Source organism: Nonomuraea sp. 3N208, assembly GCF_052245935.1.
Lineage (GTDB): Bacteria > Actinomycetota > Actinomycetes > Streptosporangiales > Streptosporangiaceae > Nonomuraea.
This window is the reverse complement of the sequence record NZ_JBQQBR010000002.1, coordinates 376,561-403,183: the sequence shown is the minus strand read 5'-3', so window position 1 is coordinate 403,183 and position 26,623 is coordinate 376,561. Positions and strand designations below refer to the sequence as shown.

At 70.4% G+C, this 26,623-nt stretch carries 29 protein-coding genes and 1 pseudogene; 12 read left to right on the top strand and 18 right to left on the bottom strand.

Features of this window, described 5'->3' with window-relative positions; translation table 11 throughout:
* Positions 1-28 precede the first annotated feature (28 nt).
* Genes ACTWPT_RS04275 through ACTWPT_RS04235 form a run of 9 tightly spaced genes read left to right on the top strand, consistent with a single transcriptional unit; the run spans position 29 to position 7,805 of the window.
* The gene (locus tag ACTWPT_RS04275; RefSeq protein WP_443175890.1) at positions 29-1,054 is read left to right on the top strand and encodes an MCE family protein; all 1,026 of its coding nucleotides are present in this window, start codon (positions 29-31) and stop codon (positions 1,052-1,054) included.
* A complete protein-coding gene (locus tag ACTWPT_RS04270) occupies positions 1,051-2,049 on the top strand; it encodes an MCE family protein (protein WP_443175889.1) in 999 nt (332 codons plus the stop codon). The genes ACTWPT_RS04275 and ACTWPT_RS04270 overlap by 4 nt, the downstream gene beginning before the upstream one ends.
* Entirely contained in the window at positions 2,046-3,398 is a 1,353-nt protein-coding gene (locus ACTWPT_RS04265; protein WP_443175888.1) for an MCE family protein, read from the top strand. The genes ACTWPT_RS04270 and ACTWPT_RS04265 overlap by 4 nt, the downstream gene beginning before the upstream one ends.
* Positions 3,395-4,216, top strand: coding sequence for a hypothetical protein (locus ACTWPT_RS04260; RefSeq protein ID WP_443175887.1), 822 nt, complete (start codon positions 3,395-3,397; stop codon positions 4,214-4,216). Before ACTWPT_RS04265 ends, ACTWPT_RS04260 begins: the two co-directional genes overlap by 4 nt.
* 17 nt (positions 4,217-4,233) lie before the next feature.
* The gene (locus ACTWPT_RS04255) at positions 4,234-4,827 is read left to right on the top strand and encodes a 4'-phosphopantetheinyl transferase family protein (RefSeq protein ID WP_443175886.1); all 594 of its coding nucleotides are present in this window, start codon (positions 4,234-4,236) and stop codon (positions 4,825-4,827) included.
* Between the two features lie 4 nt (positions 4,828-4,831).
* Positions 4,832-5,008 (top strand): hypothetical protein, encoded by a 177-nt coding sequence (locus ACTWPT_RS04250; RefSeq protein WP_443175885.1) that lies wholly within the window; start codon positions 4,832-4,834, stop codon positions 5,006-5,008.
* A gap of 39 nt (positions 5,009-5,047) precedes the next feature.
* Positions 5,048-5,506 (top strand): MarR family winged helix-turn-helix transcriptional regulator, encoded by a 459-nt coding sequence (locus ACTWPT_RS04245; protein ID WP_443175884.1) that lies wholly within the window; start codon positions 5,048-5,050, stop codon positions 5,504-5,506.
* Between the two features lie 59 nt (positions 5,507-5,565).
* Entirely contained in the window at positions 5,566-6,216 is a 651-nt protein-coding gene (locus ACTWPT_RS04240; RefSeq protein ID WP_443175883.1) for an LppX_LprAFG lipoprotein, read from the top strand.
* Positions 6,213-7,805 carry an MFS transporter gene (locus tag ACTWPT_RS04235; protein WP_443175882.1) on the top strand — a complete coding sequence of 531 codons (1,593 nt, stop codon included), beginning with the start codon at positions 6,213-6,215 and terminating at the stop codon, positions 7,803-7,805. Before ACTWPT_RS04240 ends, ACTWPT_RS04235 begins: the two co-directional genes overlap by 4 nt.
* Here ACTWPT_RS04235 and ACTWPT_RS04230 read toward each other — a convergent pair.
* From ACTWPT_RS04230 to ACTWPT_RS04205, 6 genes are all read right to left on the bottom strand, one after another.
* Entirely contained in the window at positions 7,789-8,868 is a 1,080-nt protein-coding gene (locus tag ACTWPT_RS04230; RefSeq protein WP_443175881.1) for a PP2C family protein-serine/threonine phosphatase, read from the bottom strand. The two genes, ACTWPT_RS04235 and ACTWPT_RS04230, sit on opposite strands and share 17 nt — an antisense overlap.
* A gap of 177 nt (positions 8,869-9,045) precedes the next feature.
* Positions 9,046-9,396 (bottom strand): OB-fold nucleic acid binding domain-containing protein, encoded by a 351-nt coding sequence (locus ACTWPT_RS04225; protein ID WP_443175880.1) that lies wholly within the window; start codon positions 9,394-9,396, stop codon positions 9,046-9,048.
* 301 nt (positions 9,397-9,697) lie between these two features.
* On the bottom strand, positions 9,698-11,089 hold the full coding sequence (gene der, locus ACTWPT_RS04220) for a ribosome biogenesis GTPase Der (RefSeq protein ID WP_443175879.1): 1,392 nt from the start codon (positions 11,087-11,089) through the stop codon (positions 9,698-9,700).
* Positions 11,090-11,131: 42 nt separating this feature from the next.
* Positions 11,132-11,788, bottom strand: coding sequence for a (d)CMP kinase (cmk, locus tag ACTWPT_RS04215; RefSeq protein ID WP_443175878.1), 657 nt, complete (start codon positions 11,786-11,788; stop codon positions 11,132-11,134).
* 54 nt (positions 11,789-11,842) lie between these two features.
* A complete protein-coding gene (locus tag ACTWPT_RS04210) occupies positions 11,843-13,204 on the bottom strand; it encodes a carotenoid oxygenase family protein (RefSeq protein WP_443175877.1) in 1,362 nt (453 codons plus the stop codon).
* Positions 13,201-13,842: a TetR/AcrR family transcriptional regulator gene (locus tag ACTWPT_RS04205; RefSeq protein WP_443175876.1), complete on the bottom strand. Its 642-nt coding sequence runs from the start codon at positions 13,840-13,842 to the stop codon at positions 13,201-13,203. The genes ACTWPT_RS04210 and ACTWPT_RS04205 overlap by 4 nt, the downstream gene beginning before the upstream one ends.
* A gap of 118 nt (positions 13,843-13,960) precedes the next feature.
* On the opposite strand from ACTWPT_RS04205, the gene ACTWPT_RS04200 reads away from it, so the two are divergent.
* From ACTWPT_RS04200 to ACTWPT_RS04190, 3 genes are read left to right on the top strand one after another with little or no spacing between them, the layout of a single operon-like run.
* A complete protein-coding gene (locus ACTWPT_RS04200; protein ID WP_443175875.1) occupies positions 13,961-14,809 on the top strand; it encodes a glycosyltransferase family 2 protein in 849 nt (282 codons plus the stop codon).
* Positions 14,802-15,197 (top strand): glycosyltransferase family 2 protein, encoded by a 396-nt coding sequence (locus ACTWPT_RS04195; RefSeq protein ID WP_443175874.1) that lies wholly within the window; start codon positions 14,802-14,804, stop codon positions 15,195-15,197. The genes ACTWPT_RS04200 and ACTWPT_RS04195 overlap by 8 nt, the downstream gene beginning before the upstream one ends.
* 20 nt (positions 15,198-15,217) lie before the next feature.
* Positions 15,218-15,412: a DUF2795 domain-containing protein gene (locus ACTWPT_RS04190; RefSeq protein ID WP_443175873.1), complete on the top strand. Its 195-nt coding sequence runs from the start codon at positions 15,218-15,220 to the stop codon at positions 15,410-15,412.
* A gap of 52 nt (positions 15,413-15,464) precedes the next feature.
* Here ACTWPT_RS04190 and ACTWPT_RS04185 read toward each other — a convergent pair whose 3' ends face one another.
* The 12 genes and pseudogenes from ACTWPT_RS04185 to ACTWPT_RS04130 form a co-directional block, all read right to left on the bottom strand.
* Positions 15,465-16,613, bottom strand: a complete 1,149-nt coding sequence (locus ACTWPT_RS04185; RefSeq protein WP_443175872.1) for an NAD(P)/FAD-dependent oxidoreductase — start codon at positions 16,611-16,613, stop codon at positions 15,465-15,467.
* Positions 16,614-16,826: 213 nt separating this feature from the next.
* Positions 16,827-17,903: a prephenate dehydrogenase gene (locus ACTWPT_RS04180; RefSeq protein ID WP_443175871.1), complete on the bottom strand. Its 1,077-nt coding sequence runs from the start codon at positions 17,901-17,903 to the stop codon at positions 16,827-16,829.
* A gap of 66 nt (positions 17,904-17,969) precedes the next feature.
* The gene (gene aroH, locus ACTWPT_RS04175; protein WP_443175870.1) at positions 17,970-18,329 is read right to left on the bottom strand and encodes a chorismate mutase; all 360 of its coding nucleotides are present in this window, start codon (positions 18,327-18,329) and stop codon (positions 17,970-17,972) included.
* Between the two features lie 71 nt (positions 18,330-18,400).
* A complete protein-coding gene (locus ACTWPT_RS04170; protein WP_443175944.1) occupies positions 18,401-19,252 on the bottom strand; it encodes a pseudouridine synthase in 852 nt (283 codons plus the stop codon).
* 60 nt (positions 19,253-19,312) lie between these two features.
* A pseudogene (locus tag ACTWPT_RS04165) lies at positions 19,313-20,077 on the bottom strand (pseudouridine synthase); the annotation flags it as partial.
* Entirely contained in the window at positions 20,074-20,247 is a 174-nt protein-coding gene (locus tag ACTWPT_RS04160) for a hypothetical protein (protein ID WP_443175869.1), read from the bottom strand. The pseudogene ACTWPT_RS04165 and the gene ACTWPT_RS04160, both read right to left, overlap by 4 nt.
* Positions 20,248-20,274: 27 nt before the next feature.
* Positions 20,275-20,901: an SMC-Scp complex subunit ScpB gene (gene scpB / locus ACTWPT_RS04155; RefSeq protein WP_443175943.1), complete on the bottom strand. Its 627-nt coding sequence runs from the start codon at positions 20,899-20,901 to the stop codon at positions 20,275-20,277.
* A gap of 497 nt (positions 20,902-21,398) precedes the next feature.
* Positions 21,399-22,217, bottom strand: a complete 819-nt coding sequence (locus ACTWPT_RS04150) for a segregation and condensation protein A (RefSeq protein ID WP_443175868.1) — start codon at positions 22,215-22,217, stop codon at positions 21,399-21,401.
* Positions 22,214-23,149, bottom strand: coding sequence for a ParA family protein (locus ACTWPT_RS04145; protein ID WP_443175942.1), 936 nt, complete (start codon positions 23,147-23,149; stop codon positions 22,214-22,216). The genes ACTWPT_RS04150 and ACTWPT_RS04145 overlap by 4 nt, the downstream gene beginning before the upstream one ends.
* A gap of 123 nt (positions 23,150-23,272) precedes the next feature.
* The gene (gene xerD / locus ACTWPT_RS04140) at positions 23,273-24,178 is read right to left on the bottom strand and encodes a site-specific tyrosine recombinase XerD (protein ID WP_443175867.1); all 906 of its coding nucleotides are present in this window, start codon (positions 24,176-24,178) and stop codon (positions 23,273-23,275) included.
* A 15-nt stretch (positions 24,179-24,193) separates the two neighbouring features.
* Positions 24,194-24,802, bottom strand: a complete 609-nt coding sequence (locus ACTWPT_RS04135) for an NUDIX domain-containing protein (protein ID WP_443175866.1) — start codon at positions 24,800-24,802, stop codon at positions 24,194-24,196.
* A 76-nt stretch (positions 24,803-24,878) separates the two neighbouring features.
* A complete protein-coding gene (locus tag ACTWPT_RS04130; protein WP_443175865.1) occupies positions 24,879-26,543 on the bottom strand; it encodes a CTP synthase in 1,665 nt (554 codons plus the stop codon).
* Positions 26,544-26,623 lie beyond the last annotated feature (80 nt).

Below are 26,623 nucleotides of genomic sequence, written 5' to 3'. Positions count from 1 at the left end.
GGCCTCCGTCGGGTGGAGAGGAGGCCCGATGAGGCGGCTGGCGGCGGTGCTGGTCGCCTGGGCGTTCCTGGCTTCCGGGTGCTCTGTGCTGGGAGCGGAGCCGTACCGGCTGGTGGCGATCTTCAGCAAGGCGCCCTCCCTGTACGAGGAGGCGCGGATCAAGGTGATGGGCCTCGACGCCGGGTACGTGGACAGCATCCGCATCGACGGCGACAAGGTCCGGGTCGAGCTGCGGGTGGACCGGGACGTGCCGCTCCCGGCCGGCGTGAAGGCCGTGGTCGCGCCGCAGAACACCCTCGGCGAGCGCAATGTCGTGCTCTACCCGCCGTGGAAGCCCGGCGATGCGAAGATCACACCGGGGACGACCATCCCGCTTGAGCGGACCGACCTGCCGGTGGAGATCGACGACGCGCTCGACGCGTTCACCAAGCTGACCGACGCGCTCGACGACGACAAACTGGGCGACGTGGCAGGGGACCTGGCCGACGGCGTCAGGGGCCGCGGCAAGACGATCAACAACGCGATCGCCGACACCGCCGACCTCACCGGCACCCTCGCCAAACAGGACCAGCAGCTCATCGATCTGGCCAAGGGCCTGAACAGGCTGGCCACCACGCTCAACGAGCGCGAGAGCCAGGTGACGGGCGCCATCGACTCCTTCTCCGAGGCCAGCGCGATCCTGGCCGACGAACGGCGGCGGCTGCGCGGCTTCGTCACCAGCATGGCCGGGTTCGTCCGGCGCGGCGACGTGATCATCGAGCAGTACGCGGAACGGCTGCCGCAGGCCGCGGGGACGCTCGCCGAGCTGGTGCTGACGGTCCGGGCCAACAGCGCGTCCATGGCGCAGGCGGTCAAGAGCGCGGCCGACTTCGCCGACGTGATCATCGAGGCGTGGGACAAGAAGCAGCACGTGCTGAAGATCCGCGTCGTGCTGAACGCGATGACGAAGGCGTGGCTGACACCGCTCTTCGAGGCGCTGAACCTGGGCCAGGTGCCGTGCCTGCCCGGCGGGCTGAGCAACTGTCCCTCCGAGCGGCAGGGGAGGCGGCAATGAGGGTCATCGCCGCGGCGCTCGCGCTGGCCGTCACCGCGTCGTGCTCGCTGCAGACGCTCGGCGCGACCACGGGCGACCTCACGTTGCACGCGGTCTTCGACGACGTGCAGAGCCTGGTGGCCGGGCACAGCGTGCAGATCGCGGACGTGCGGGTCGGCACGGTCACCGAGATCCGGCTGCAGGGTTACCGGGCCAAGGTGACGATGTCGGTCAAGTCGGAGCACCGGGTGCCCCAGGGCAGCACGGCGACCGTGGCCAAGACCTCGGTCCTGGGCGAGAACTACGTGCTGCTCACCCCACCGAAGGGCAAGGACCTGTCCACGGGCCCGTACCTGGCGAACGGGGCCACGATCGACGACACGTCGGTCGAGCCGGACATCGAGCAGGTCACCGCCAAGGCGGGGCCGCTCATCGAGGCGCTCGGCGCGCAGGACGTCAACGCCATCCTGGACGCCGCCTCGACCGCGTTCGCCGGGCAGGGCGACGACGTCAACAAGCTCATCAAGCAGACCGCCGAGGTCACCGACGCCTACTCCGCGGCCCGCGCCGACCTGGCCACCACCATCGACGCGCTGGCGAGACTGGGCGACGACCTCGCGGCGGGCAGCGACGAGCTGGACCGGCTGCCGGGCACGCTCGCCGCGGCCACCTCGCGGGTCGCGCACGGGCGCAAGCACATCAAGAAGACCATCGTCGCGCTGACGAACCTGGCCAGGGAGGCCAACCTCACCGTGTACCCGCGTCACGCGGCGCGGCTGCGTACACTGCTGCGCGAGCTGGGGGCCATCTCGTCCTCGATCCAGCGGGGCAAGGAGGATCTGAAGGCGCTGGTGGCCAAGGTCCAGACGTTCCTCGACGCGCCACCGATCACGGCCAACGGCCAGGTGCTGATCTACGTCTGGCTGAAGGGTGTGCTGCTGCCCCAGAGGTCCGACGAGGGGCCGCGGCCGAACCGGGCCGAGGACTTCCGCCTGCTGCTGGAGCCGCCGCGATGAGAAACCGGATTTATCTGAACCTGGGGTTCTTCGTGGTGCTGGGGATCGTGATGACGATCTGGGCGTTCAGCACGATCATCCGGCTCGACGCGATCGAGCGGCCGTACCGGGTGTCGGCGGAGTTCATCTCCTCCCCCGGTCTCGTGCGCGGCTTCGACGTGGCCTATCTGGGCGTACGGGTCGGCAAGATCGGCGACGTGGGGCTGGCGCCCGGCAAGATCGTCGTGGGCTTGGACATCGACAAGGAGATCAGGCTGCCGAAGGGCGTGACGGCCGAGGTGCGGCGCAAGTCCGCCATCGGGGAGCCGTACGTGGAGCTCTCACCGCCGGCCACCGGCGTCAGAGGGCCGTCGCTCGCGGCCGGGGACACGATCCCGCTCACCAAGACGACCGTCCCGCTCGACTACAAGAAGTTGTTCGAGGGCGTCGGCAAGCTCCTGAACGCGGTGCCGCCGCGGGACGCCAAGACGATCACCCATGAGCTGGCGGTCGCGCTGGACGGCCGGGCGCCGGCGATCAGGAACCTCATCGACGACGCCCACTCCCTGACCGACACCCTCGCCGACAACGCCGACGTCCTCGACGACCTGTCGGTACAGCTCACGCAGCTGACGCACACGCTGGCGGGCAAGAGGGAGCAACTGGCGTCCGGGATCACGGACCTGAGCACGGTAACGGCGACGCTGCGCGCGTCACGTACCGACCTGAACACCATCCTGGACCAAGGGCCTGGGGTGTTCGCGCAGCTCGACGCGGCGATCAGGGCCTCCAGGCCCGGGTTCTCATGCCTGCTGACGGCGGCGGGGCTGCCGCACCGGCCGGCGTTCTCGGCGGAGACCGAGCGGAACGTGCACCATCTGCTCAGCATCGTCCCGACCGCGCTGAGCCTGACCGACGACGTCAGCGACCGGCGTGACGGCACCGTCTACGCGAAGGCGGCGTTCGTGTTCAGCGTGCCGGGCGGGCCGACACCTGCCGAGGAGTACGCGGGGCCGATAGGACCGCCGAAGGTGCCCCGGCTGCGTGCGTGTCCCGATCGCCCGGCCGTGTCCGATCCCGCCGACGCCGCCGACGACGACGTCGCCGACCGTGGCACCGACCGCCGCCAGGACGCCGCCGCATCCCCGGGGCCTGCGGCGAAGAAGACCGAGGAGCCCACCAAGGAAAGCGAGCACGTCGCCAAGACGTCCCCCAGCGGCGTGGCCGCCACCGGCGCCGCGTCGTCTCGCACCACACCGAACCCCGTCCCGCTGATTGTCGCGATATTCCTCGCCGTTGTGGCATGTGGTGGCATCGTGGGCTGGATCGCGGCGGGCCGGGCCGCCCGCCGCCGTGAGGAGTCACCGTGACCCCCAAGCAGGACCTCGCCGACGCGACCAGCACCGACGAGCCCCCCACCGCACCCGCCCCCGGCGACGCATCGCAGGCGCCCGATGCCGTGAGCGCCGACGCCGATGCCGTGACCGCAGACGACGCCGCCTCTACCACGGCGACCACCGTCGCCTCCGCGACCACGACGGATGCCGACATCTCCGAAGACGCCCCATCCACCGCGGCGGACGGTGCTGCGGCGACGGCCGCCGAGAGCGGCGGGCGGCGGGTCGGGCGGGTGACCCGTGCCCGCATCGTCGGGGCGCTGGCCGCCATGCTGGTGGCCGCCGTCGCGGCGACCGCCGTGCTGCAGTGGGTCGCCGCCGCTCAGGCCGGTGACGCGCGGGCCACGCTGGAGGCCGAGCGGGCGCTGCGCCTGGAGGTGTCGGGCGCGGCGAGCGCCTTCAGCAAGGCCCTGCTCAGCTACGACTACCGGGATCTCCAGACCACCCGTGCGACCCTCACCGCCCAGGCCACGGGCGACTTCCTGACCACCTACGACACCGCGTTCGGCGGGGCGATGGCACAGGTCATCGTGAAACTGAAGGCCGTCTCGCAGGCAACCGTTCGCGAGGTGTATCTAGCCGACGTGGACGAGGCCACCGCGCACGCCATCGTCGTAGTCGATCAACAGGTGAACACTTCGGAAGCGATCCGCTCGGTGAAGGATTCGCACCTTAAGATCTCTCTTGTGAAGGACAAGGGCATCTGGAAGGTCCACGACGTGACCGTGCTCGGCGCGGCCTCCGAGGACCAGTACAACCTCGACGGCGGCGACCAGAAGAAGAAGGACTGACCATCGACCCGGTTGCGATGGGCGGCCACCCCGACGAGGTGCGCGCTCCGGAGGACTGGCTCACCGCCGTGGAGCGGGAGCGAGCGGACCGGTTCAGGTTCCCCGAGGACCGCGCCAGTTTCGTCGCCGCCCACCTCCTCGCCCGCCTGTGCGCCGCCGCCGCGCTCGGCGCCGAACCCGGCGAGCTGACGCTCCTGCAGCACTGCGACCTGCACGGACCCGGGCACGGCAGGCCGTACCTCGAACAGGCCCCCGAGCTCGGTCTCAGCTTCAGCCACACCCGCCGGTACGTGTGCGCCGCGGCCGGCCTGGGCAAGGTCGGCGTGGACGCCGAGCACGTGCCGGCGGGCCCGCTGGACGAGATGCTGGCCGACCGCGTGCTCACCCCTCGCGAACGCGCGCTGGTCACCGGGAACGACGACCTGATCAAGCACTGGACGCGCAAGGAGGCGCTGATCAAACGTGGCGAGCTGTCGCTCGACCGGCTCGGCTCGGGCGGCGACGACCTCAACGGCCGGCATCTGCTGGAGTGGCGCGCCGAGCCCGGCATCAGGGTGGCGGTCATCGCGGACGCCCCGGTCAAGAGGCTGCCCATCCCGCGGATAGGCTGAAGGCATGTTCTACCGGAAATCGGTCGAGGAGCGGATCGCCGACCGCATGGCCAAGCGCCGGCCGCTCGAAGAGGGCAAGACCTTCGAGCACGGGCCCGCCAAGTTCGTGTTCATCTCCTTGATCGTGGCGGTCGTCCTCATGCACGTCGTCGGGCTCGCGATCGTCATGGAGTTCGCCTGAGCCGTGGCCGGTTCGAGGACGTGCGCTAGATTGGAGATCATGAGCGCGCCTCGCTGGCTATCTCCCGCCGAACAGCGTGCCTGGCGTACGCATCTGGCGCTACACAAGCTGCTCATGCACCGGCTCGACCGAGAGCTGCAGGAGCACTCCCTCTCGTTGAACGACTACGAGATCCTCGTCAACCTGTCCGAGAGCCAAGAGCGGCGCATGCGCATGAGCGACCTGGCGGACGCGACGATCCAGTCGCGCAGCCGTCTGTCGCACCAGATCTCGCGCATGGAGGCCAAGGGCCTGGTGACCAGGGAGGACTGCCGGGACGACCGGCGGGGCACGTTCGCGGTGCTGACCGACGAGGGCTGGGAGACGATCCAGCGGGTTGCGCCGGACCACGTGGCGAGCGTGCGCGAGCACTTCGTCGAGCGGCTCACCGACGACCAGCTCAACGCGATCGAGGCGGCGTTCGCGCCGATCGTCGAGCATCTCAAGAAGCTGCGCTGACACCCAACCGATATCCGCGACGGCTCACGGCGTTCCCAAGCGCTCGCTACGATCCGGGCATGCTCAGAAAGCTACTGATCGTGGCCGTTCTCGCGCTGGCGTCCGCATGCTCGTCGAGCGGTGGCGGAGCCGAGTTGCCCGCCGGTCCCGACCTGATGAAGAAGGCCTCGGAGGCCATGAAGACGGTCAAGTCGGCCACCTTCTCGATCGCCACAGAGGGCAAGCCGAAAGTGCCGGTCAAGAAGGCCGACGGCCGGCTCACCGCCACCGGCGACGCCGACGGCACGATCACGATCGACATCCTGGGCAACCTGCAGGAGGTCACCTTCGCCCTGGTCGGGGACACCGTGCACTTCAAGGGACCGACCGGCGGCTTCCAGAAGATGACCAGGCAGCAGCTGGCGCAATTCTACGACCCATCGGTCATCCTCGAGCCCACCAAGGGCATCGCGCAGCTGCTGTCCGCGGCCACGGACCCGAAGGTCGAGGCCCTGGAGAGCGGCTCGTACCGGGTCGCCACGACGTTCCCCGGCCAGGTGGTCGGGCAGATCGTCCCGGGCGTCACGCAGGGCGTCAACGGCCAGGTCTGGGTCGACCAGGCCACCAGCAGGCTCACCAAGGCCAGCCTGCCGTTGCAGGACGGCACGGTGACGGTGTCGTTCAGCGACTACGACGCGCCGGTCACGATCACGCCGCCCGCCGCCGGATGAGGGCCGCCCGCCGGGTCGCCCTCGGCGCCGGGGGCGCGGTGGTGCTGCTGGCCGCGCTCGACGCGTACGTGGTGGCGTCCGTCCTCATCTCCATCGCCAAGGACGTGGGCATCCCACTGAACCACCTGGAGCGGGCAACCCCGATCGTCACCGGCTTCCTGCTGGGCTACGTGGCGGCGATGCCGCTGCTGGGCGGCCTGTCCGACCGCTACGGGCGGCGGCCGCTCATCCACGCGTGCCTGGCGGTGTTCGCGCTCGGGTCGGTGCTGACGGCGCTGGCGGCGGGCGACGTGATGGTGGTGGCGGGACGTACCGTGCAGGGAGTGGCCGGCGGGGCGCTGCTGCCGATCACCATGGCGCTCATCGGCGACCAGTGGGACGAACACGAGCGGCCGGTCGCGCTGGGGGCGGTGGGGGCGGCTCAAGAGCTGGGGAGCGCGCTCGGGCCGCTGTACGGCGCCCTGCTGGCGAAGATCTCCAGTGTCACGGTGGCGGGGGTGGAGCTGGGCGGCTGGCACGCCATCTTCTGGATCAACGTGCCGCTGGCGGCGCTGGCGGCGGTGGCGGTCCACCTGACGGTCCCCGGCCGCAGCACGCGAACGCCGTCGGCGGACGCCGACGGGCAGGAGAGCTCGGTGGCCGGCCGCGGTGGGGCGCGGCGAACCGCGACCGTGACCCGTGGGGCGGGGCGCGTGGACCTGGTGGGCGGCGGGTTGCTGGCGTTGACGCTCGCGCTCCTGGTCGTCGGCCTCTACAACCCCGACCCGGCCAAGGCGGTCCTGCCACCGTGGGGCCTGCCGGCGATCGTGGCGGGAGTAGTGGCGGCCGCGAGTTTCATCGTCTGGGAGATCCGCTCCCCGGTCCGCCTTCTCGACCTGTCCGGCACGCGCAAGGGCCCGCTGCTGGCGACGCTGGGCGTGAGCTTCCTGGCGGGCGCGGCGCTCCTGGTCACCATGGTGTTCGTGCAGTTCACCGCGCAGACCCTGCTCGGCAAGGACGAGTGGGAGGCCGCGCTGGTGCTGGCCAGGTTCCTGGCCGCGCTCACCGTCGGCGCCCTGCTCGGCGGCCTCCTGGCCCGCAGGCTGGGCGAGCGGCTCGTGGCGGTGGCGGGCATGGCGGTCGCGGCGATCGGCTACTGGCTGATGAGCCGCTGGCCGCTCGACCTCGCGGGCGCGGGACTCGTCGTCGACGTGGACCTGGTCGTGGCCGGGCTGGGCCTCGGTGTGGTCATCGCCCCGGTCTCCTCCGCGGTGTTGCGGGTGAGCCCGGCGACCCAGCACGGCGTGGCGTCGGCGGCGGTCGTGGTGGCCAGGATGATGGGCATGCTGGTGGGCATCGCAGCCGTGTCGGCGTGGGGCTTCTACCGGTTCCAGTCGCTGACCGCGCACCTGGACACGCCGCTCCCGTTCGGCGTGGACGCGGCCGTCTACCAGCGGCAACTGGCCGAGTACACCGCGAAGGTGCAGGCGGCGCTGCACACCGAATACACGGAGATGTTCCTGGTCACGGCGTTCATCTGCCTGCTGGGCGCAGCCGTCGCGCTGTTGATGCCCCGCACAACGGGCATGGACATCAGCCGCACCGGGTGATCGCCAGAATCGCCATGTCGTCATCGCGCGGACCGCCGGTCCAGCGCTCGACATCACGTACCAGGACCCCGACCACCTCGTCCGGCTTCCGGAACGGGCCCCACCCGGCGAGTCGGCTCGCCGGGTCGTAGAAAGTGCCGGAACGGTCTCGGGCCTCCGTCACTCCATCGGTGACCAGCAGGAGCGTGCCCCCGGCCGGGAACGGCCAGTCCCTGGGCTCCGCCTGCGGCACACCCAGGCTGCTCATGCCCAGTGGAAGACCAGGCTCGCCTGGATCCAGCGAGGACACCGTGTCGCCTTCGAGGAGATACGGCGAGGGGTGGCCGCAGTTCAGCAGCCACACACGGTCCGCGCCCGCCGGGATCTCGCCGAGCACCGCCGTGACGAACCCTTCCATCCGGACGTTCTCCTCGCGCGATGAGGCCTCTCTGACCAGTGCGCGCTCTATACGCTCGGCCAGCACCACAAGGTCGGGTGCCCGGTCTGCCGCCTCCCGGAATGTGCCCAGCAGTACGGACACGATGCCGACCGCGCCCAGGCCCTTGCCCCGCACATCCGCGATCAGCAGCCTGGTGCCGTACGGCGTGTCTTGCACGGCGTACGCGTCTCCACCGATCAAGGCCTCGATCTGCGCGGTCTTGTAGACGGCGGCGATCGCCAGCGGGCCGACACGTGCCGGCGGAGCGGGCAGCACGGCACGCTGGGCGGCCTCGGCGACGGAACGCACCGCTTCCAGCCGGCGCCCATGGCGAGCGACCACGCGGTTCACCCCGAGGCCGACGAGCGCCGTGAACACCGCGTTGACCAATGAGAAGGTGCCGGCGGCATGACCGAAGTAACCGTCCTTGATCAACAGTGCCAGCTCGACCAGGACAAGGGCCAATCCGGCCGCGATCGTGTGCCGTAGCGAGAGCAGTGCTCCGGCCAGCACGACCGCGGCACCCAGCTGGTAGTCGCCCCAATAGTCACGCGGAGACAGAATATTCAGGACCGTGCCGATGACGATCAGGGCGGCCGGTATGAACCAGACGTACCGGGGCCACCTAAAGGAGGGTGGGTCCATCCGCGCCCCGATCCCACATCCGATGTGGAACACCACGTGAATTCCGCTGGGGTTCGTCGGACGTCATTTCCCCAGATCCTGGCTTTGATCCTTTCTAGTGGATGTCGAATTGCGTGTCGAGGCGACACTCCCAGGGCGTTTGCCTGAGGAAAGGCCTATGGCGAGAGCCGGTGCAGGTCACGCGGGAAGGCGGTGGTCCAGGATCGTCGGCAGCGCCGCCGGCACCACCGGCCGGTAGAGGTCGAACGGCGGCGGCGCGTCCGGCTCGGCCAGCACCTCGATCTCCGGCTTGACCAGCTCGACGTCTCCCGGCGCCTGCGAGGAGGCAGTCACGGTGCCGGTGACCTGGACGACGTTCTCCTCGCCCGGCAGGTCACCCTCGGCGACCACCTGCGCCAGGCCGGTACGGTCCCTGACCACGAGGAAGGACACGGATTTCAGCTGCCGGCGGCGATGGACCCAGCCGGCGATCGTCACTCGTTGACCCGCGTGCTCGGCGAGCTCCGCGGTCATGACACGAGAGATCATTACAGCTCCTCGGAGAAGGATGTGCATGATCCCTTGGAAGTGCGGGGGAGAAGGGTTGCTCCCGGTGCCACCGCACTTTCACCGCCCCGCCGAAAACGGGGCGGCCTCGGACGACCCGATGACGGGGGTCAGACCGGCGGGGCATTTCCTCCCCGCACTCAGGAGTGTCTTCGCCCGCGGGACGCGGGGCCGCCTTCGCAGCTGCCGGCGGCTCTCTGGACCCGCGCGGGTCCGCGGCTACTCATCTCCCTCGACGTTTGCCGTCGATCTTACGGTCACGCCCGAGCCACCGGCAAAGCGATTACTTGTCCTTCTTCCCCCGCTTCTCGCGGATCTTCATCGTGACCTCGATCGGCGAGCCGGCGAAGCCGAACTCCTCGCGGATGCGCCGCTCGACGAAGCGCCGGTAGGTGTCCTCCAGCCAGCCGGAGGTGAACAACACGAACTTGGGCGGCTCGACCGACGCCTGCGTGGCGAAGAGGATCTTCGGCTGCTTGCCGCCCCGCACCGGCGGCGGCGTCTGGTGCACCAGCTCGGTCAGGAACGCGTTGAGCCGGGCCGTCGGCACCCGCGTGGACCACGAGTCGAGCGCCTTCTCCAGCGCCGGGACCAGCCGGTCCACGTGCCGCCCCGTCTTGGCGGAGATGTTGACCCGCAGCGCCCACGGCGTGCGGACGAGCTGCCGGTCGATCTCCTTCTCCAGGTAGTAGCGGCGGTCCTCGTCGACCAGGTCCCACTTGTTGAACGCGACCACCATGGCCCGCCCCGACTCGATGACCAGGCCGATGATGCGCAGGTCCTGCTCGGTGAGCGGCTCGCTGGCGTCGATGAGCACGATCGCCACCTCCGAGCGCTCCAGCGCGGCGCGGGTGCGCATGGCGGCGTAGAAGTCGGCGCCCTGCAGCTCGCGGTCGCGCCGCCGGATGCCGGCCGTGTCGACGAAGCGCCAGGTGCGCCCGCCCAGCTCGATCAGCTCGTCCACGGGGTCGCGGGTGGTGCCTGCCATGGGGTCGACCAGCACGCGCTCCTCCCCCGCCAGCTTGTTGAGCAGCGAGGACTTGCCCACGTTGGGCTTGCCGAGCAGCGCCACCCTGGCCGGGCCGCGCTGGGCCTCGAAGGTGACCTGCGGCGTCTCGGGCAGCGCGTCGAGCACCACGTCGAGCAGGTCGCCGCTGGAGCGCCCGTGCAGGGCCGAGACGGGGTACGGCTCGCCGAGTCCGAGCGACCACAGCCCCGCGGCCTCGAGCTCCATCTGCTGGTTGTCGACCTTGTTGGCGGCCAAGATGACCGGCTTGCCCGACTGGCGCAGGATCGAGCCCACGATCTCGTCGGCGTCGGTGGCGCCGACGGTGGCGTCGACCACGAACACGATCACGTCGGCCAGCTCGACCGCGACCTGGGCCTGCTCGGCGATGCGCAGGCTCATGCCGGTGGCGTCGGGGTCCCAGCCGCCGGTGTCGACCACGGTGAAGCGGCGGCCGCGCCAGTTGGCGTCGTAGGTGACGCGGTCGCGGGTGACGCCCGGCACGTCTTCGACGACCGCTTCACGGCGGCCGATGATGCGGTTGACCAGCGTGGACTTGCCGACGTTCGGCCGTCCTACGATGGCGACGACCGGCACCGGCGTGGCGTCGCCGTGCTCGGTGATCTCAAGTTCGTCGAGTTCGGCCTCGACCCAGTCCCCCGTTGTCACGAAATTTCATCCTTAATGTGAGTACCGCACCCGACATGGGAGTCAGGTGCGCTCTTTGACCAGCCTCAACACCTCCGCGATGACCTCTTCCAAGGTCAGCGCGGTGGTGTCGAGCTCGACGGCGCCAGCCGCCATCGAGAGTGGGTCCGTCTTACGTGTCGAGTCCAGGGTGTCACGCCTGGCCATGGCCTCCTGCTGCGCCTCCGCCGTGGTGCCGGCCAGCTCGGCGCTGCGCCGCTGGGCACGCGCCTCCGCACTGGCCGTCAGGTAGACCTTGACGGTGGCGTCCGGGCAGACGACGCTGCCGATGTCGCGGCCCTCGACCACGATGTCACCGGCGCCGATGATCTCCCGCTGGCGCTCAACGAGGCGCACCCGCACCTCGGGGACGGCGGCGACGGCGGAGACCGCGCCGGTCACCTCGGACTCCCTGATCGGCCCGGCCACGTCGACGCCGTCGACGTGGATCGTGGGACCGTCGGGGTCGGTGCCGGAGACGATCCGCGGCTCGCCGCAGCGGGCCGCGATCGCGGCAGGGTCGGCCAGGTCGACGCCCTGCTGGAGCACCCACCAGGTCATCGCGCGATACATGGCCCCGGTGTCGAGGTAGCGCAGCCCCAGCGCGCGGGCGACCCCGCGCGAGACGCTCGACTTGCCCGACCCCGAAGGGCCGTCCATGGCGATGACCAGACCGGCCACGGGTCTCTCCCTCTTCACGTTTCAGTCCAACTTGAAGAGGGTACCGCCTCCGGCTCAGTCGGCGATCCAGCTCCCGTGGAAGCCGAGCGGCACCCGGGCGGGCAAGTGTACGGTGGCGATCGGCTCGCCGGTGAAGTCCTGCGCGGACAGGATCACCAGGTCGGCCGCTCCCCTGGCCGGGTTGTTGACGTAGGAGAGCACGTACCCGCCGTCCTCCGCCTCGCCGGAGGCGAGGAAGACGGGCTCCCCCACGTACGCGCCCCGCCCGAACTGCCGCTGTTCCTGCGTGCCGCGCTCCAGGTCGTGCTTGATGAGCGTGTTGTCGAAGGCCTCGTCGGGCAGGTCCTCCAGCTCAGTGTCCGCCGGGTAGACCAGGTCGTTCAGGTCGCGGGTGGTCGCGGTGTAGCCATAGCGGTAGGCGCGGCCGGTGCGCCGCTCGTCCATGCGCGGAAACTCCTGCGCCCGGTCGTCCAGCCGCTTCTGGACGACCTTGCCCGCGCGCGGGTCGATCCGCCACCGGTCGAGCGTGGGCGTGCCGCCCAGGTCGAGCCGCGCGTCCACGAACCTCTTGGGGTAACGCACCAGGTCCACGACCACCTCGTCGCCGTCGTCGTAAGCGTTCAGGGTGTGGAACACCCAGCACGGCTCCACGTCGACCCAGCGCACCTCGCCGGTCGCGCGGGACATGAGGCCGGCCCTGGCGCCGTGGGCGTCGTTCCACGCGTACGGCAGCGCGATGCCCTTCTCGGCGTGGGCCATGCTGAACGTGACCGGCAGGTCGTAGATCACGACGTACCGCTCGGTGAGCGCGAAGTCGTGCAGCATCGGCGCGCCGGCGATGGGGATGTCCCTGACCTGCGTCACGGTGCCCTTGGCGTCGATCACGATGTGCTGGTGGTGGTCCCAGCCGAAGAAGTACGCCATGGCGTGCAGCTCGCCGGTGGCGGGGTCGGCGTGGGTGTGGGCGGCGTACCCGCCGGGCAGGCCGCCGTCGAAGTCGCACGAGCCGATGGTGCCGAGCTCGTAGCTCAGCTCGTACGGCAGCGACCCCGCCTCGACGGTCGCGAACGCGCGCCCGGCCAGCCCGATGACGTGCGTGTTGGCCGCGAAGTCCATGCCGCCGTGTGTGGGGCCCGGCCGGGGCTCCTCGCCGAGCCGCCGGGCGACGGCGGCGCTGCGGACCCAGCGGTTGCGGTACCACTCGGCGCGGCCGTCCCGCATCCGCACGCCGTGCACCATGCCCTCGCCGATGAACAGGTGGCTCGCGCTCGGGTCGTCGAGGCTGAGCGGGTTGGGGCCGTTACGCAGGTAGCGGCCGTTGAGCTCGGCCGGGATGCGCCCGGTGACCTCGAGGTCGAAGGCCGTGATCTCCTCGGTCACGGGCGTGAAGCCGCCCTTGAACGGTGTCGTGGTCATGGCGTGGTCCTCTCGTCGGGAGGAAGGTCAGGGGGAAGCAGGAAGGGCGAGAGCACCGAGGAGCACAGCACCCGGTAGCGCCGCGCCGCATCGGGCTCGTGGAAGAAGCCGGAGATCTCCAGGCTCACCGCGCCGTGGATCGCCATCCACAGCAGGTCGGCGATCTCCTCGGCGGTGCCACCGCGCAGCAGTCCCGGCTCCAGGCAGTACTGGACGCGGCGGACGAGCAGCTCGAACGTGCGCTTGGCCGTCGCCACGGCCTCGGGCCCAGGCTGGAGCCCCGGCAGGGCGCCCTGAAACATGACCCGGTAGTAGTCGGGCTCGGCGAGGGCGTAGTCCCGGTAGGCCTCCAGGCCGGCGCGCAGGCAGGCCAGCGGGTCGCCCTGGGCGGGCACGGCGAGCAACCACCGCTCGAACCTGGCGAACCCCTCCAGCCACAACGCCTCGCCGAGGCCGTCCTTACCGCCGAACAGCGTGTAGATCACCTTCGTGGAGCAGCCGACCTCACCGGCGATGCGCCGCACCGTCAGCGCCGCCGGGCCCTCGGTGACGAGCAGGTGCGTGGCGGCGTCGAGGATGGCCGCCCGGACGACGTCCTGCCCTTCCTGCTGCGCTTGCTGGTACGCGGTGCTCGTCATGTCGGTAACGCCGTTTCTTCTCGGTAACACTGTTACCCGCCCTTTGTACGCCTGCTCCGCCCAGGTGTCGACGGCGCTGCCGAGGACTAAGCGCATTCCTCCTGGTAAGTGACCTCGTGTGGCAGACGGAGCCCGGGTCACGGTGGTCGTGGCCAGCAGGGACAGGCTGCGGGCGCTGGCCCGCTCGCTTCCCTTGCACCCGCGCCCGGTGATCCTCGTCGACAACGGCTCGAGCGACGGGACGGCGGCGTTCGTCCGCAAGCACTTCCCCGACGTCCACGTCGTCGAGGCGGGCACGAACTTGGGGGCGCCCGCGCGCAACGTCGGCGTGCGGCTGGCCGAGACCCCGTACGTGGCCTTCGCCGACGACGACTCATGGTGGGCGCCCGGCGCGCTGGAGCGGGCCGCCGACGTGCTGGACGCTCATCCGCGGCTGGCCGTGCTGGGGGCGCGGGTGCTGGTGGGGCCGGAGGAGCGGCTGGATCCGGTGTCGGAGCAGATGGCACGCTCGCCGCTCGGCGTGGAGCCCGATCTGCCGGGGCCGAGCGTGCTGGGGTTCCTGGCGTGCGGGGTGGTGGTGCGCAGGGAGGCGTTCCTCGATGCCGGCGGGTTCGATGACGTGATCTTCTTCTTCGGCGAGGAGGAGCGGCTGGCCGTGGACCTGGCGGCGAAAGGGTGGGGGCTGGCGTACGTGGACGACGTCGTGGCGCACCATCATCCGTCGCCCGCGCGGGATCCGCGGGGGAGGCAGGTGCTGGCGGCACGCAACGCCGTGCTGACCGCCGTCCTGCGGCGGCCGTGGCGGGTGGTGGCCCGGCGTTCCTTCGACGCGCTGCGCGGCGGCCCCGCCGGCTGGGAGGGGCTGCGTACGGCGGTGCGGCGGTTCCCCCGGGCGCTGGCTGAGCGACGCGAACTCCCCCTCGCGGTGGAACGGGCCCGCCGCCGGCTGGAGCGCGCCGATGGTTGATCAGCGGGTCGGGGCGGTCGTGATCACGTGGAACCGCCGGGAGGAGGCACTGACCTCGCTCGGCAGACTGCTCACCCTGCCGGAACGACCGCACGTGGTGCTGGTGGACAACGGCTCCGGCGACGGGATCGCCCAGGCCGTCACCGCCGCCTCCCCCGAGGACGCGCACCCCCGGCTGGCCGTCGTCACGGCTCGCATCCTGACCGAGCCCGGCGGCCACGACGACCCGATCGTGGAGGAGCTGCGCGACTCGCCCGTACCAGGCCCTTCGTGGCTTCCCGGGCCCGTGCTGGGCAGCTTCCTGGCCGGGGCGTCGGTGGTGCGGCGCGAGGTCGCCAGTCTGGAGGCATCGCAGGCCGGCTCGCACGCCCGCCGTTACGTCTCGTGAACGAGGGGTAGCAGGCAGTCATGAATACTGCACCGAATCCGATCGACCTGCAGAAACACCTGAGCGGCGTGGACTACCCCGCCAGCAAGGACGATCTCGTCAAGGCCGCCCGCGACCACGGCGCGGGCGAGGACATAGTCAAGGCCCTGGAGAAGATGCCGGACCGCCAGTACGACGGCCCGAACGCCGTCAGTCAGGCGGTCACCAAGAAATGACATGGGGGCGCGGCGGGCGAGATCACCGGCTCGTCCGCCGCGCTTTGTCCGATCATGCGAGCCCGGCCGTCAGGGCGAACGCCCAGACGGGCGCCAGACCGCGCTTGAGCAGCTTGAACGTTGGGATCGGGCTGCTGGACACCGTTTCCTTGTACACGGTCGCCGCCCGCCCGGTAAGGAACCACCGACGCGGGCTGTCGTCCGGTCGGGTGAACTGGATGACCGCGTCCTTACGCCCCAAGCTGACAGGCTGGTGTATGTACCCGAACCTGAACGGCTTGGGCGTCTTGCCGCGCAGCGTGGCGGCCAGGGAGTCGGCCGCGTGCAGCCCGGTCGGGATGCCGCCCTGGCAGGTGCCGTGCAGCACCCCGAACGGCTGGGCGACGGCGGCGGCGTCGCCGACGGCGTAGACGTCCGCGTGTGACACCGAGCGGAGCGCGGAGTCCACGACGATCCTGCCGCGCTCGTCGACGGTCAGCCCGGACTTCGCGGCCACCGGCAACCCTCTGGTCCCGGTGGTCCAGAGGGTGGCGTCGGACGGGATCAGCTCGCCGCCGGCCAGCTCGACCGCGTCGGGCAGGACCTTGGCGACGTCCACGCCGGCGCGTACCTCGACGCCGAGCCGCTCCAGCGCCGCGTCCAGGTAGGCCCGGGCCTGCTTGCCCATCATGGCGCCCGGCCGGCCCCGGGTGACCAGGACGACGTGCAGGTCCGGGTACGCCTCGGCCAGCTCGGTGGCCGACTCCACGCCGGTGAGCCCGCCGCCGGCGACGACCACGGTGCCGTCGTGGAGTGCGGCGAGGCGCTCGGCGAGCCGCTTGGTGCCCTCGTAGTCGTCGTAGACGTGGGCGTGCTCGGCCACACCTGGCACCGAGGCGTCGGTGACGGTGCCGAGAGCGTAGATCAGCTTGTCGTAGCCGAGCACGCGCCCGTCGTCGAGCCGTGCCTCATGCCGCCCGGCGTCGAGCCCTGCCACCCTGCCTTGGACGAACCGGATGCCGGTGCCCGCGAGCAGGTCTTTCAGTGAATGGTCGGCCAGCTTCTCACCGGCCGCAGTCTGATGCAGCCGGAGCCGTTCGGTGAACCGCGCCGAGGCGTTCACCAGCGTGACCTTGCCACCGATGCGGCGGGTCCTGACGGCGACCCGGATGGCCGCCGCGATGCCGGTGTAACCGGCGCCCAGAACGAGAATGTCGTTCATTTTCCTTACCTCCTCGATTCAAAGCACGGACGTATCGAGGAGGCTCGGATGTGACATGCCGCCTAGCCCGCGGCGAAAATTCGCGTGGACCTGCAGCGCAGCACTTGTGGCCGGCACTTGTGGCCGGCACTTGTGGCCGGCACTTGTGGCCGGCATGGTTCAGCCGTCGCGAGGAAGCTCGGCGGCGCGAGCGCAGGCCACCGGGCCGCACCTTTAGGGGACGTGCCAGCCGCGTTCGCGCAGCGCGTCGGTGAGCGGGGTGGCGGCGTCGGGCTGCACGGACAGTTCCGCGATGCCCAGCGGCAGCCCAGGCGCGTGCTCCAGGCGCACGTCCTCGACGTTGACCCCCACCTCGTCGCACACCTGGAACAGCCGGGCGAGCTGGCCGGGCCGGTCGCCGATGACGACCTGGACCGCGGCGTAGGCGGAGGCCGGGCCGCCGTGCTTGCCCGGAATGCGGTCGTGCCCGGCGACGCCGCGCTTGAGCAGCTGGGTCAGCTCGCCGGTGGCGGTGCCGTCGCCCTCCGCCAGGGCACGCAGCGCGGTCGCGGCCTCGGCCAGGTCGTGCGCGACGGCCTCGAGTACCTCGGCGACGGGAGTGGCGTTGCCGGACAGGATGCCGATCCACAGCCCGGGGTCGCTGCCGGCGATCCTGGTGACGTCGCGTACGCCCTGCCCGGCCAGGCCGAGCGCGACATCCGTGGCGTCGGCCAGGCGCGCGGCCACGGCGGAGGAGGCCACGTGTGGCGCGTGCGAGACGACGGCCACCGCGCGGTCGTGGTCATCGGCGTTGACCTCGACCGGGTTGGCCCCGCACAGCTCGATCAGCCGCAGCACGGCCGCTTTCGCGTCGCGGCCGGCCTCCTTCGTGGGGCACAGCGCCCACGGGCGGCCCAGGAACAGATCGTCCCGCGCGGCGCCGGGCCCTGACTTCTCGCGGCCGGCCAGCGGATGGGAGGCGACGTAGGTCGCCAGGTCGCAGCCCAGCTGCGTGGCCCGGTCGATGGGCTCGACCTTCACGCTGGCGACGTCGGTGTAGAACCTGGCCACGCCGTGCCGCTGCAGCTCCAGCAACTCGGTCGCCACGTGGGCCGGGGGCACCGCGATGACCGCCAGATCCGCCGTCTCGTGGCCGTCCCATTCCTCGCCCGCGCCGAGCTCCCGTGCCAGCCGTACGGCTCCCTGGTCACGGTCGGCGATCAGGACGCGCACGCCGCGCTTGCGCAGCGCCAGCGCCGCGGAGGTGCCGATCAGACCAGTGCCGACGACGAGCACGGTACGAAGTTCCATCTCGATGTCCTGATATTTCGGGCCGTTGGGGTGAGGTGAGTATCTCTGGTCGTGCTTGCCGGCGGGTTACTGCGCGATGTCCTGCCGGAGCGCCACGGCGCCCCGCAGGTAGACGTGCTGGATCTCGGCCCGGGGGCGATCGGTCTCGACGTGCGCCATCAGGCGTACGACGCGAGGCAGCGCGCCCGGCACGTCGATCTCGGTGCAGCAGATCAGCGGCACCTCGTGGAAGCCCAGCTTCCGCGCCGCCAGCGCGGGAAACTCGGCCGTCAGGTCGGGCGTCGCCGTGAACAGCACGCTGATCACGTCATCCGTGGTCAGCTCATTGCGCTCCATGATCGCGCTGACCAGCTCAGTCGTGCCCGCGACGATCGAGTCACGATCGTTGGCGTCCACCTGAATCGCCCCGCGGATCGCCCGCACCATCTGGTTTGTCCCCTTCTCATAGCCGGAGAGCCCGTGCGGAGATGCGCACGGGCTCCTGCGTTCCGGCCAGATTACAGCTTCACGGCAGCGTACAGTTCGCCGACCTCTTTCAAGCTCAGCGCGCGTACGGTCCCGGGCTTGGTACGGCCCAGTTTCACCGGGCCGAACTCGATCCTGGCCAGGTCGATCACGCGGTGCCCGGCCTCCTCCAGCATGCGCCTGACGACGTGATTGCGCCCTTCGTGCAGCACGATCTCGACCAGCGCCTGCTGGCCATGCTCCTGCACGATGCTGAAATCGTCGGCCTTCGCAATGCCGTCCTCCAGTTCGATGCCCTTCTTGAGCCGGCGCGCCAGGTCCCTGGGGATCGGCCCCGGCACCTTGGCCCAGTACTTCTTCTGCACCCCGTAGCTGGGGTGCGTCAACCGGTTGGCCAGCTCGCCGTCGTTGGTGAGCAGCAGCAGGCCCTCGGTCTCGGTGTCCAGCCGGCCCACGTGGAACAGCCGCGGCGCCAGCTCCTGTACGAAGTCCGCCAGGCACGGGCGGCCCTGCGGGTCGTCCATGGTGGACACGATGCCGATGGGCTTGTTCAGGGCGTAGTAGACCAGATCGGGGGCGGTGGGGATGCGCTTGCCGTCCACGTGGATGACCTGGGTCGCGGGGTCGACCTTGGCGCCGAAGCGCCGTACGACCTGGCCGTTCACGGTGACGCGGCCCTCGCCGATCATCTCCTCGCAGGCCCTGCGGCTGGCCACGCCCGCCTGCGCGAGCACCTTCTGCAGCCGTACGCCGTCCGGCACCTCGGTGGTGTCGCGCTCGTCGGTGTAGCCCTCGGGGTAGAGGTCGCGGTCGCGGATGGGCTGGCGGGCCGCCTTGATCCGGTCCCGCTGCGGGCTGCCGTAGCTCTTGCCGACGGTCTGCACGTCGTCGCGCCTGGGGGTGCGGCCGGTACGGGTGTCGCGGGCGGCGTCGCCGTCCCGCCTGCCGTAACGGGCGCGGCTCGCGGACGCGGCCCGGGGGGCGACATCGTCTCTACCGCCGCGGGACGTACGCTCGGTGTCCCTGCGCCCGCTGCGGTCGGCCCGGAACCCGCCCCTGTCGGTGGTGCCACGCTCGTCACGCCGGCCGGCACCGTAGCCGCCACGGTCATCACGACGCGGGGCGTCGTAGCCGCCACGCTCGTCACGACGCGGGGCACCGTGGCCACCACGGTCGTCACGACGCGGGGCACCATAGCCACCACGCTCGTCACGACGGGCGGCACCATAGCCACCACGCTCGTCACGACGGGCGGCACCATAGCCACCACGGTCATCACGACGCGGGGCACCATAGCCACCACGCTCGTCACGACGGGCGGCACCATAGCCACCACGGTCATCACGACGCGGGGCACCATAGCCACCACGGTCATCACGACGGGCGGCACCATAGCCACCGCGATCATCACGACGCTGGGCACTGTAGCCGCCGCGCTCGTCACGGCGGTCGGAACGGTAACCATCCCGGTCACCGCGGGAACGCTCGTTGCGGTCGCCGCGCGCATCCCGGTCGTCTCGATCACCGCGCGGCCATGAGTCGCTGTCACCACGCGAGCTGTAACGAGCCTCGCGGTCGTCACGTCCGTTTCGATCGTCACGTCGGTTCTCACGCTCGCCGGACCTGCCGTACGGGGCGCGGGTCCCGGACCGGTCGGCGCGGAAGGAGTCACGGGAGGGACGGGCGTCGGAGCGGCGGGTGTCGCTCACGGAGTCGCGGCCGTACCCACGGCCGCGGTCGTCACGTCGAGAGTCGTCACGTCGAGAGTCGTCGCGTCGAGAGCCGCCGCGGAAGTCGTCGCGGTCGGAGCGGAAGGCGGGACGTCCGCCGCGGTCGGCACTACGGCCAGAGCCGCCGGTACGTCCACGACCGCGTCCATCACCGGACGGGGTGCTTCGCCTGTTGATCACTTTGTTGTCTCCTCGAGATTTTCCACGTCGTCCGGGAGGAGGGGGGCGAGCTCGGGGAGCTCGCTGAGATCCCGCAGTCCCAGACGTTCAAGGAAGTATGAGCTTGTCCGGTAGAGCACTGCCTGGCTCTCCGGGTCGGTGCCGGCCTCTTCGACCAGCCCCCTGGCGACGAGCGTCCGCATGACGCCGTCGCTGTTGACGCCGCGCACGGCGGCGACGCGGGCACGGCTCACCGGTTGCCGGTAGGCCACGACCGCGAGAGTTTCGAGCGCGGCCTGGGTCAGCCGCGTCTGCTGGCCGTCGCGTACGAACCGCTCGACCAGCGGCGCGCAGTCGGCCCGCGTGTAGAACCGCCAGCCGCCCGCCACTTCTCTCAGATCAAAACCCCGCCCGGCAGCGGTATATTCCGCCGCCAGACCGCGCAAGGCCGCGGCCACCTCATGGGTGGGCCGCTCCAGCACCTGCGCCAGCATCACTTCAGCGACAGGCTCGTCAACGACAAGCAGGATAGCCTCCAATGCCGCCTGAAGCGTCGGCCCCCCCGTTCCTTCCTCCGACGCCTCCGCCGCGTCGTCCTCCGGCGCGTCCGTCACATCGAGGCCGGCGTCCTCACCGGCACCCATGTCTTCAGCCGCGCGCGTTGCGCCGGTCTCCACCGCACTACGCCCCGCCGGCCCGGCGCGCTTCGGCCCGTGGGCGACCGAAGGGCCGTCCTTCGACCCGGCGCCCGCAGACGCCGCGTCCAGGACCGTAGGCGGAGGGCTGGACGCCGGATCGTAGACCGGAGCGCCCTCGTCCGGCGCGACGCCCGAAACCGGCGCGTCCTCCGACGCCGCCGCCGCCTCTGCAGCCGGCACGTCCTCCGGCGCCGCATCCGCAGACGCCGCATCCGCCTCCGCGACCGGCGCGTCCGGCTCCATGACCGGCGCGTCCGCCTCTCTGACCGGCGCGTCCGCAGACGCCGAATCCGCCTCCGCGACGGGCGTGTCCTCGGACGTGTCGTCCTCCGCAACCGGCGGCGGCGACTGTGCGAGGGCGCCGGGCAAGGTCATCCAGACGGGGAGCGGAGGTTCGGAGTCCGGGGACCGGCGGGGGTTGGGCAGCGAGTTGGGGTTGTCAGTCATTGCGTTGGTTTCTCCGCGGATTCCTCGTAGTCGTCCCCCACCGCGACGTCCCCGTCGTCGGAGCCCGTCCAGGTCACGTGCAGGTCCCCGAGCGGCTCCACCTGCTCGAAGGTGACCGCCGACTCCCGGAACAGCTCCAGCACCGCCAGGAACCGCGCGATGACCTCGAAGGTGCCATCGCAGTCGGACACCAGCGCACGGAAGGTGGCCCGCCGCATCCGGCGCAGGTGCATGACCAGGATCGCGGCCTGCTCCTTGACGCTCGCCAGCGGCTGGTAGATGTGCCCCACGTTGACGGTGGGCGGCAGCTTGGGGGTGAAGGCGCGCGCGGCGATCTTGGCGAGTTGCTCGGGCCCGATGCCCAGCACCAGCTCGGGCAGCAGGTTGGCGAACTGCTGCTCCATCGTCACGGTACGCGGAAAACGCAGCGCCTCTTCCGCCATCCGCCCCGCGAAGATCTTCGCCACTTCTTTGTACGCCTTGTACTGCAGCAACCGGGCGAACAGCAGGTCCCTGGCCTCCAGCAGCGCCAGGTCCTCCTCGTCCTCCACCTCGCCGGACGGCAGCAGCCGGGCCGCCTTCAGATCGAGCAGCGTCGCCGCCACCAGCAGGAAGTGGCTGGTCTGGTCGAGGTCCCACTCGGGCCCGCGCGAACGGATGTACGCGATGAACTCGTCGGTGACCTTGGAGAGCGAAACCTCGGTGATGTCCAGTTTGTGCTTGGCGATGAGGCCAAGGAGCAGATCGAAGGGTCCCTCGAAGACGTCCAGGTGGACCTGGAAGCCCTGAGGTTCGCTCTGCTCAGCGGTGGTCACCTGGTCATTGTCGCAGGCGCCGGCCAGCGCGACAGCACCTCACGGGCCAGCTCACGGTAAGCGTTGGCGCCGAGGGACGACGGGTCGAACGTGGTGATCGGCTCGCCGGCCACGGTCGCGTCGGGGAACCGCACCGTACGGTTGATCACGGTGTGGAACACCTTGTCGCCGAACGCCTCCACCACGCGGGCGAGCACCTCGCGCCCGTGCAGGGTCCGGGCGTCGTACATGGTGGCGAGCAGGCCCTCGATCTCGAGGTCCTCGTTGAGGCGCTCCTGGACCTTGGAGATGGTGTCCATGAGCAGCGCCACGCCGCGCAGCGCGAAGAACTCGCACTCCAGCGGCACCATCACCCCGTGGGCGCAGGTCAGCGCGTTGATCGTGAGCAGGCCCAGGGACGGCTGGCAGTCGATGAGGCACACGTCGTAGTGCGGCAGCAGCGGCTTGATCACGCGGCCGAGCACCTGCTCGCGGGCGACCTCGGTGACGAGCTGCACTTCGGCGGCCGACAGGTCGATGTTGCTCGGCAGCAGGTCGAGCCCCTCGACACCGGTCCCGAGCAGCACGTCCTCGGCGGTGACGTTGCGCTCCATGAGCAGGTTGTAGACGGTCAGGTCGAGCTGGAGCGGGTTGATGCCCAGCCCGACGGAGAGCGCGCCCTGCGGGTCGAAGTCGACCAGCAGCACCTTGAGGCCGTATTCGACCAGCGCGGCGCCCAGGTTGATGGTGGTCGTGGTCTTACCGACCCCGCCCTTCTGATTGACCATCGCGACCACGCGCGCGGGGCCGTGCACGGCAGGGGGCACCGGTTCTGGGAACACCGGTCTGGGCCGCCGCGTGGGCCCGAGGTTGACGCCATTGGAAGGCGCGTTGGTCTTCGTGTCGCCCCAGGGGTTGTCGGGGGTCCCCGGGGTAGAACCCTTGGTCGTCACAGTCACCAGCTCGAACCTCCCTGACGATCCCGAACCGGACCGTCCGGACGGACACTATGGCGTCACCACTTAACGCGGCAAGGCGGCACGCCGAGAGCGCCGCACGTCGCAAAAGACTATAGATCACTGACGGGCGCGAGGATGCGCGGCGGCATAGACCTCGCGGAGCTTGTCGACCGTGACCAGTGTGTAGACCTGGGTGGTCGTCACCGAGGCATGGCCGAGCAACTCCTGCACCACCCTAACGTCAGCGCCGCCGTCCAACAGATGAGTTGCAAAGGAATGCCGGAGAACGTGTGGACTTATCCCGTCGAGTCCGGCGCGTTCGGCGGCTGCCTGGAGCACCTCCCAGGCTCCCTGCCTGGTCAGACGCCCGCCCCGGGCGTTCAGGAAAACGGCGGGGGTACCACGTCCGTGGGCGAGCAGCCCGGGCCGGGCACGCACCAGGTACGCGTCCAGGGCGGAGCGGGCATAACGCCCCAAAGGCACGACTCGCGTACGGCCTCCCTTGCCGCGCAGGCGTACCTGGTCGTCCTCGAGGTCGTCCACGGCCAGCCCGACGGCTTCGGAGATGCGGGCGCCGGTGCCGTACAGGACCTCGAGCAGGGCGCGGTTGCGCAGCGTGAGAGGCGCGCCGTCGGGGCCGGAGGCGGCGATGAGCCGTTCGACCTCGTCCACGGCGATGGCCTTGGGGAGCCTGCGGAGCAGGCGCGGCGGGCGTACCTGGTGGGCGGGGTCGTGGGCGGTGACGCCTTCCCGGAGGGCGAAACGGTGCAGCCCGCGCACAGCGGACACGGCGCGGGCGGCCGAGCTGGCGACCAGCGCCGGGTGCTCGCCGTCGCCCTCGCGCAACGCGGCGAGGAAGGCCTGGACATCGGCCTCCCCCACCTCGTCGAGCTCGGCGCGGCCGCGAGCCTGCAGGTGCTCGAAGTAGCGGCGCAGGTCACGACGGTAGGACGCGAGCGTGTTGGCGGCCAGGCCCCGCTCCACCGCCAGATGGGCGAGGTAGCTGGAGAGCACTGCCTCCACGAACCGGTCCTTCCGTCACGCCTCCGGGGCGTCGGCGGGACGCAAGCAATCGAATCCCTCAACCGAAGCCGCATATGCGGCGAGGATACCGGCCACGGCCGGGGAATTGTGGATCATTCCCATGAGCGCTTTCTCGACCGCGTCGGCCAGGGGGATCCATTCGACCGGCATGTCGATTTCCTCGTGCCGGTGGACGAAGCCGTTCTCCTCGTCGGGGATCTTGGTCAGGCCGCGGGCGAGGAAGACCCGGATGCGCTCGTCGCTCATGCCGGGCGAGGAACGCAGATCGATGAGCGTCTGCCAGGTCTCTGCCCGGTACCCGGCCTCCTCGGCGAGCTCCCGGGCGGCGCCTGCCACGAGCGGCTCGCCTTCGACGTCGCGGATCCCGGCCGGCAGCTCCCACATCAGCTGCCGGGTGGGATGGCGGTATTGCCTGATCATGAGGACCCGGTCCTCGTCGTCGAGCGCCAGCACGGCGACGGCGCCGGGATGCACCACGTAGTCGCGGTCAGCGACCTCGTCGCGGGGCATCTTGACGGTGTCGGTGACCACGCGGATGACGCGACCCTCGAACCGCTCCTTCGTCTCGACGACGTCCCACGCCTCGGGCGTGTCTGCGATCATGGTCGCGCTCCCTCGGGGGCTCCGCTGGTCACGCAAGCTACCGCTCTCCGCCCCCGGCTCGCCGCTCTGGTTGTTCTCACGGGCTGACCTTCGCGCCGACGCGGCCGTCGGCATAGATCAAAGCGGCGCCGATGAGACCCTTGAACATCGGGTTGGCGCGGGTGGGGCGGGAGCGGAACTCCGGGTGCGCCTGGGTCCCGATGAAGAACGGGTGGACGTCGACGGGCAGCTCGGTGTACTCGACCAGGCGGCCGTCGGGCGACACGCCGGAGAAGACCATGCCGACCTTCTCCAGCTGCTCACGGTAGGCGTTGTTGACCTCGTAGCGGTGGCGGTGCCGCTCGTCGGCCTTGGCCTTGCCACCGTACAGCTGCCGGGCGAGCGTGCCCTCGCCCAGCTTGGCGGTGTAGATGCCCAGGCGCATGGTGCCGCCCATGTCGCGCTCGCCGGCGACGACGTCCTCCTGGTCGGCCATGGTCGAGATGACCGCGTGCTTGGTGTCGGGGTCGAACTCGGCGGAGTTGGCTCCCTCGATGCCGGCAATGTTGCGGGCGGCCTCGATGACCATGCCCTGCATGCCGAGGCAGATGCCGAGCAGCGGGACCTTGTTCTCGCGGGCGTGGCGGATCGCGCCGATCTTGCCCTCGATGCCGCGCACGCCGAACCCACCGGGGATCAGCACGCCGTCCACGCCGTCGAGCTCCCGCTCGGCGCCGTCGGAGGTCTCGCAGTCGTCGCTCTTGACCCAGCGGATGTTGACCCGCGCGTCGTTGGCGAACCCGCCGGCGCGCAGGGCCTCGGTCACGGACAGGTACGCGTCGGGCAGGTCGATGTATTTCCCGACCAGCGCGATCGTCACCTCCTTGGCCGGGCGGTGCACGCGGCGCAGGAGCTGCTCCCACTCCTTCCAGTCCACGTCCCTGAACGGCAGCCCGAGCCGCCGCACCACGTACGCGTCGAGCCCTTCGGAGTGGAGCACCTTCGGGATGTCGTAGATGGAGACGGCGTCAACGGCGGAGACCACGGCGTCCTCGTCCACGTCGCACATGAGGCTGATCTTGCGCTTGATCGCCGTCTGCACGGGCCGGTCGGACCGCAGCACGATCGCGTCCGGCTGGATGCCGATGCTGCGCAGCGCCGCCACGCTGTGCTGCGTCGGCTTGGTCTTGAGCTCCCCGGAGGGACCGATGTACGGCAGCAGCGACACGTGCAGGAAGAACACGTTGTCCCGCCCCACCTCGTGCCTGATCTGCCGCACGGCCTCCAGGAACGGCAGCGACTCGATGTCGCCGACCGTGCCACCGACCTCGGTGATGACCACGTCCACCTCAGGACCGGCCATGCCCCTGATCCGGTCCTTGATCTCATTCGTGATGTGCGGGATGACCTGGACGGTGTCGCCCAGGTATTCGCCCCGCCGCTCCTTGGCGATGACGTTGGAGTAAATCTGGCCGGTGGTGACGTTGGCCGACCCGTGCAGGTCGGTGTCGAGGAACCGCTCGTAGTGGCCGACGTCGAGGTCGGTCTCGGCGCCGTCGTCGGTGACGAACACCTCGCCGTGCTGGAACGGGTTCATGGTCCCGGGGTCGACATTGAGGTACGGGTCGAGCTTCTGCATGGTGACCCGGAGACCGCGTCCCTTGAGGAGGCGACCGAGGCTGGATGCCGTGAGCCCCTTGCCGAGACTGGAGGCGACACCGCCGGTGACGAACAGATGCTTGGTTTGCGATGCGCTGCGCAAAGGGGCTCCCGTGGCTCGAGGTGTGGTCGAAGTGTCCACGGGCTCTCAGGATATCAAACAACGCCCCTCACATGCCCGAA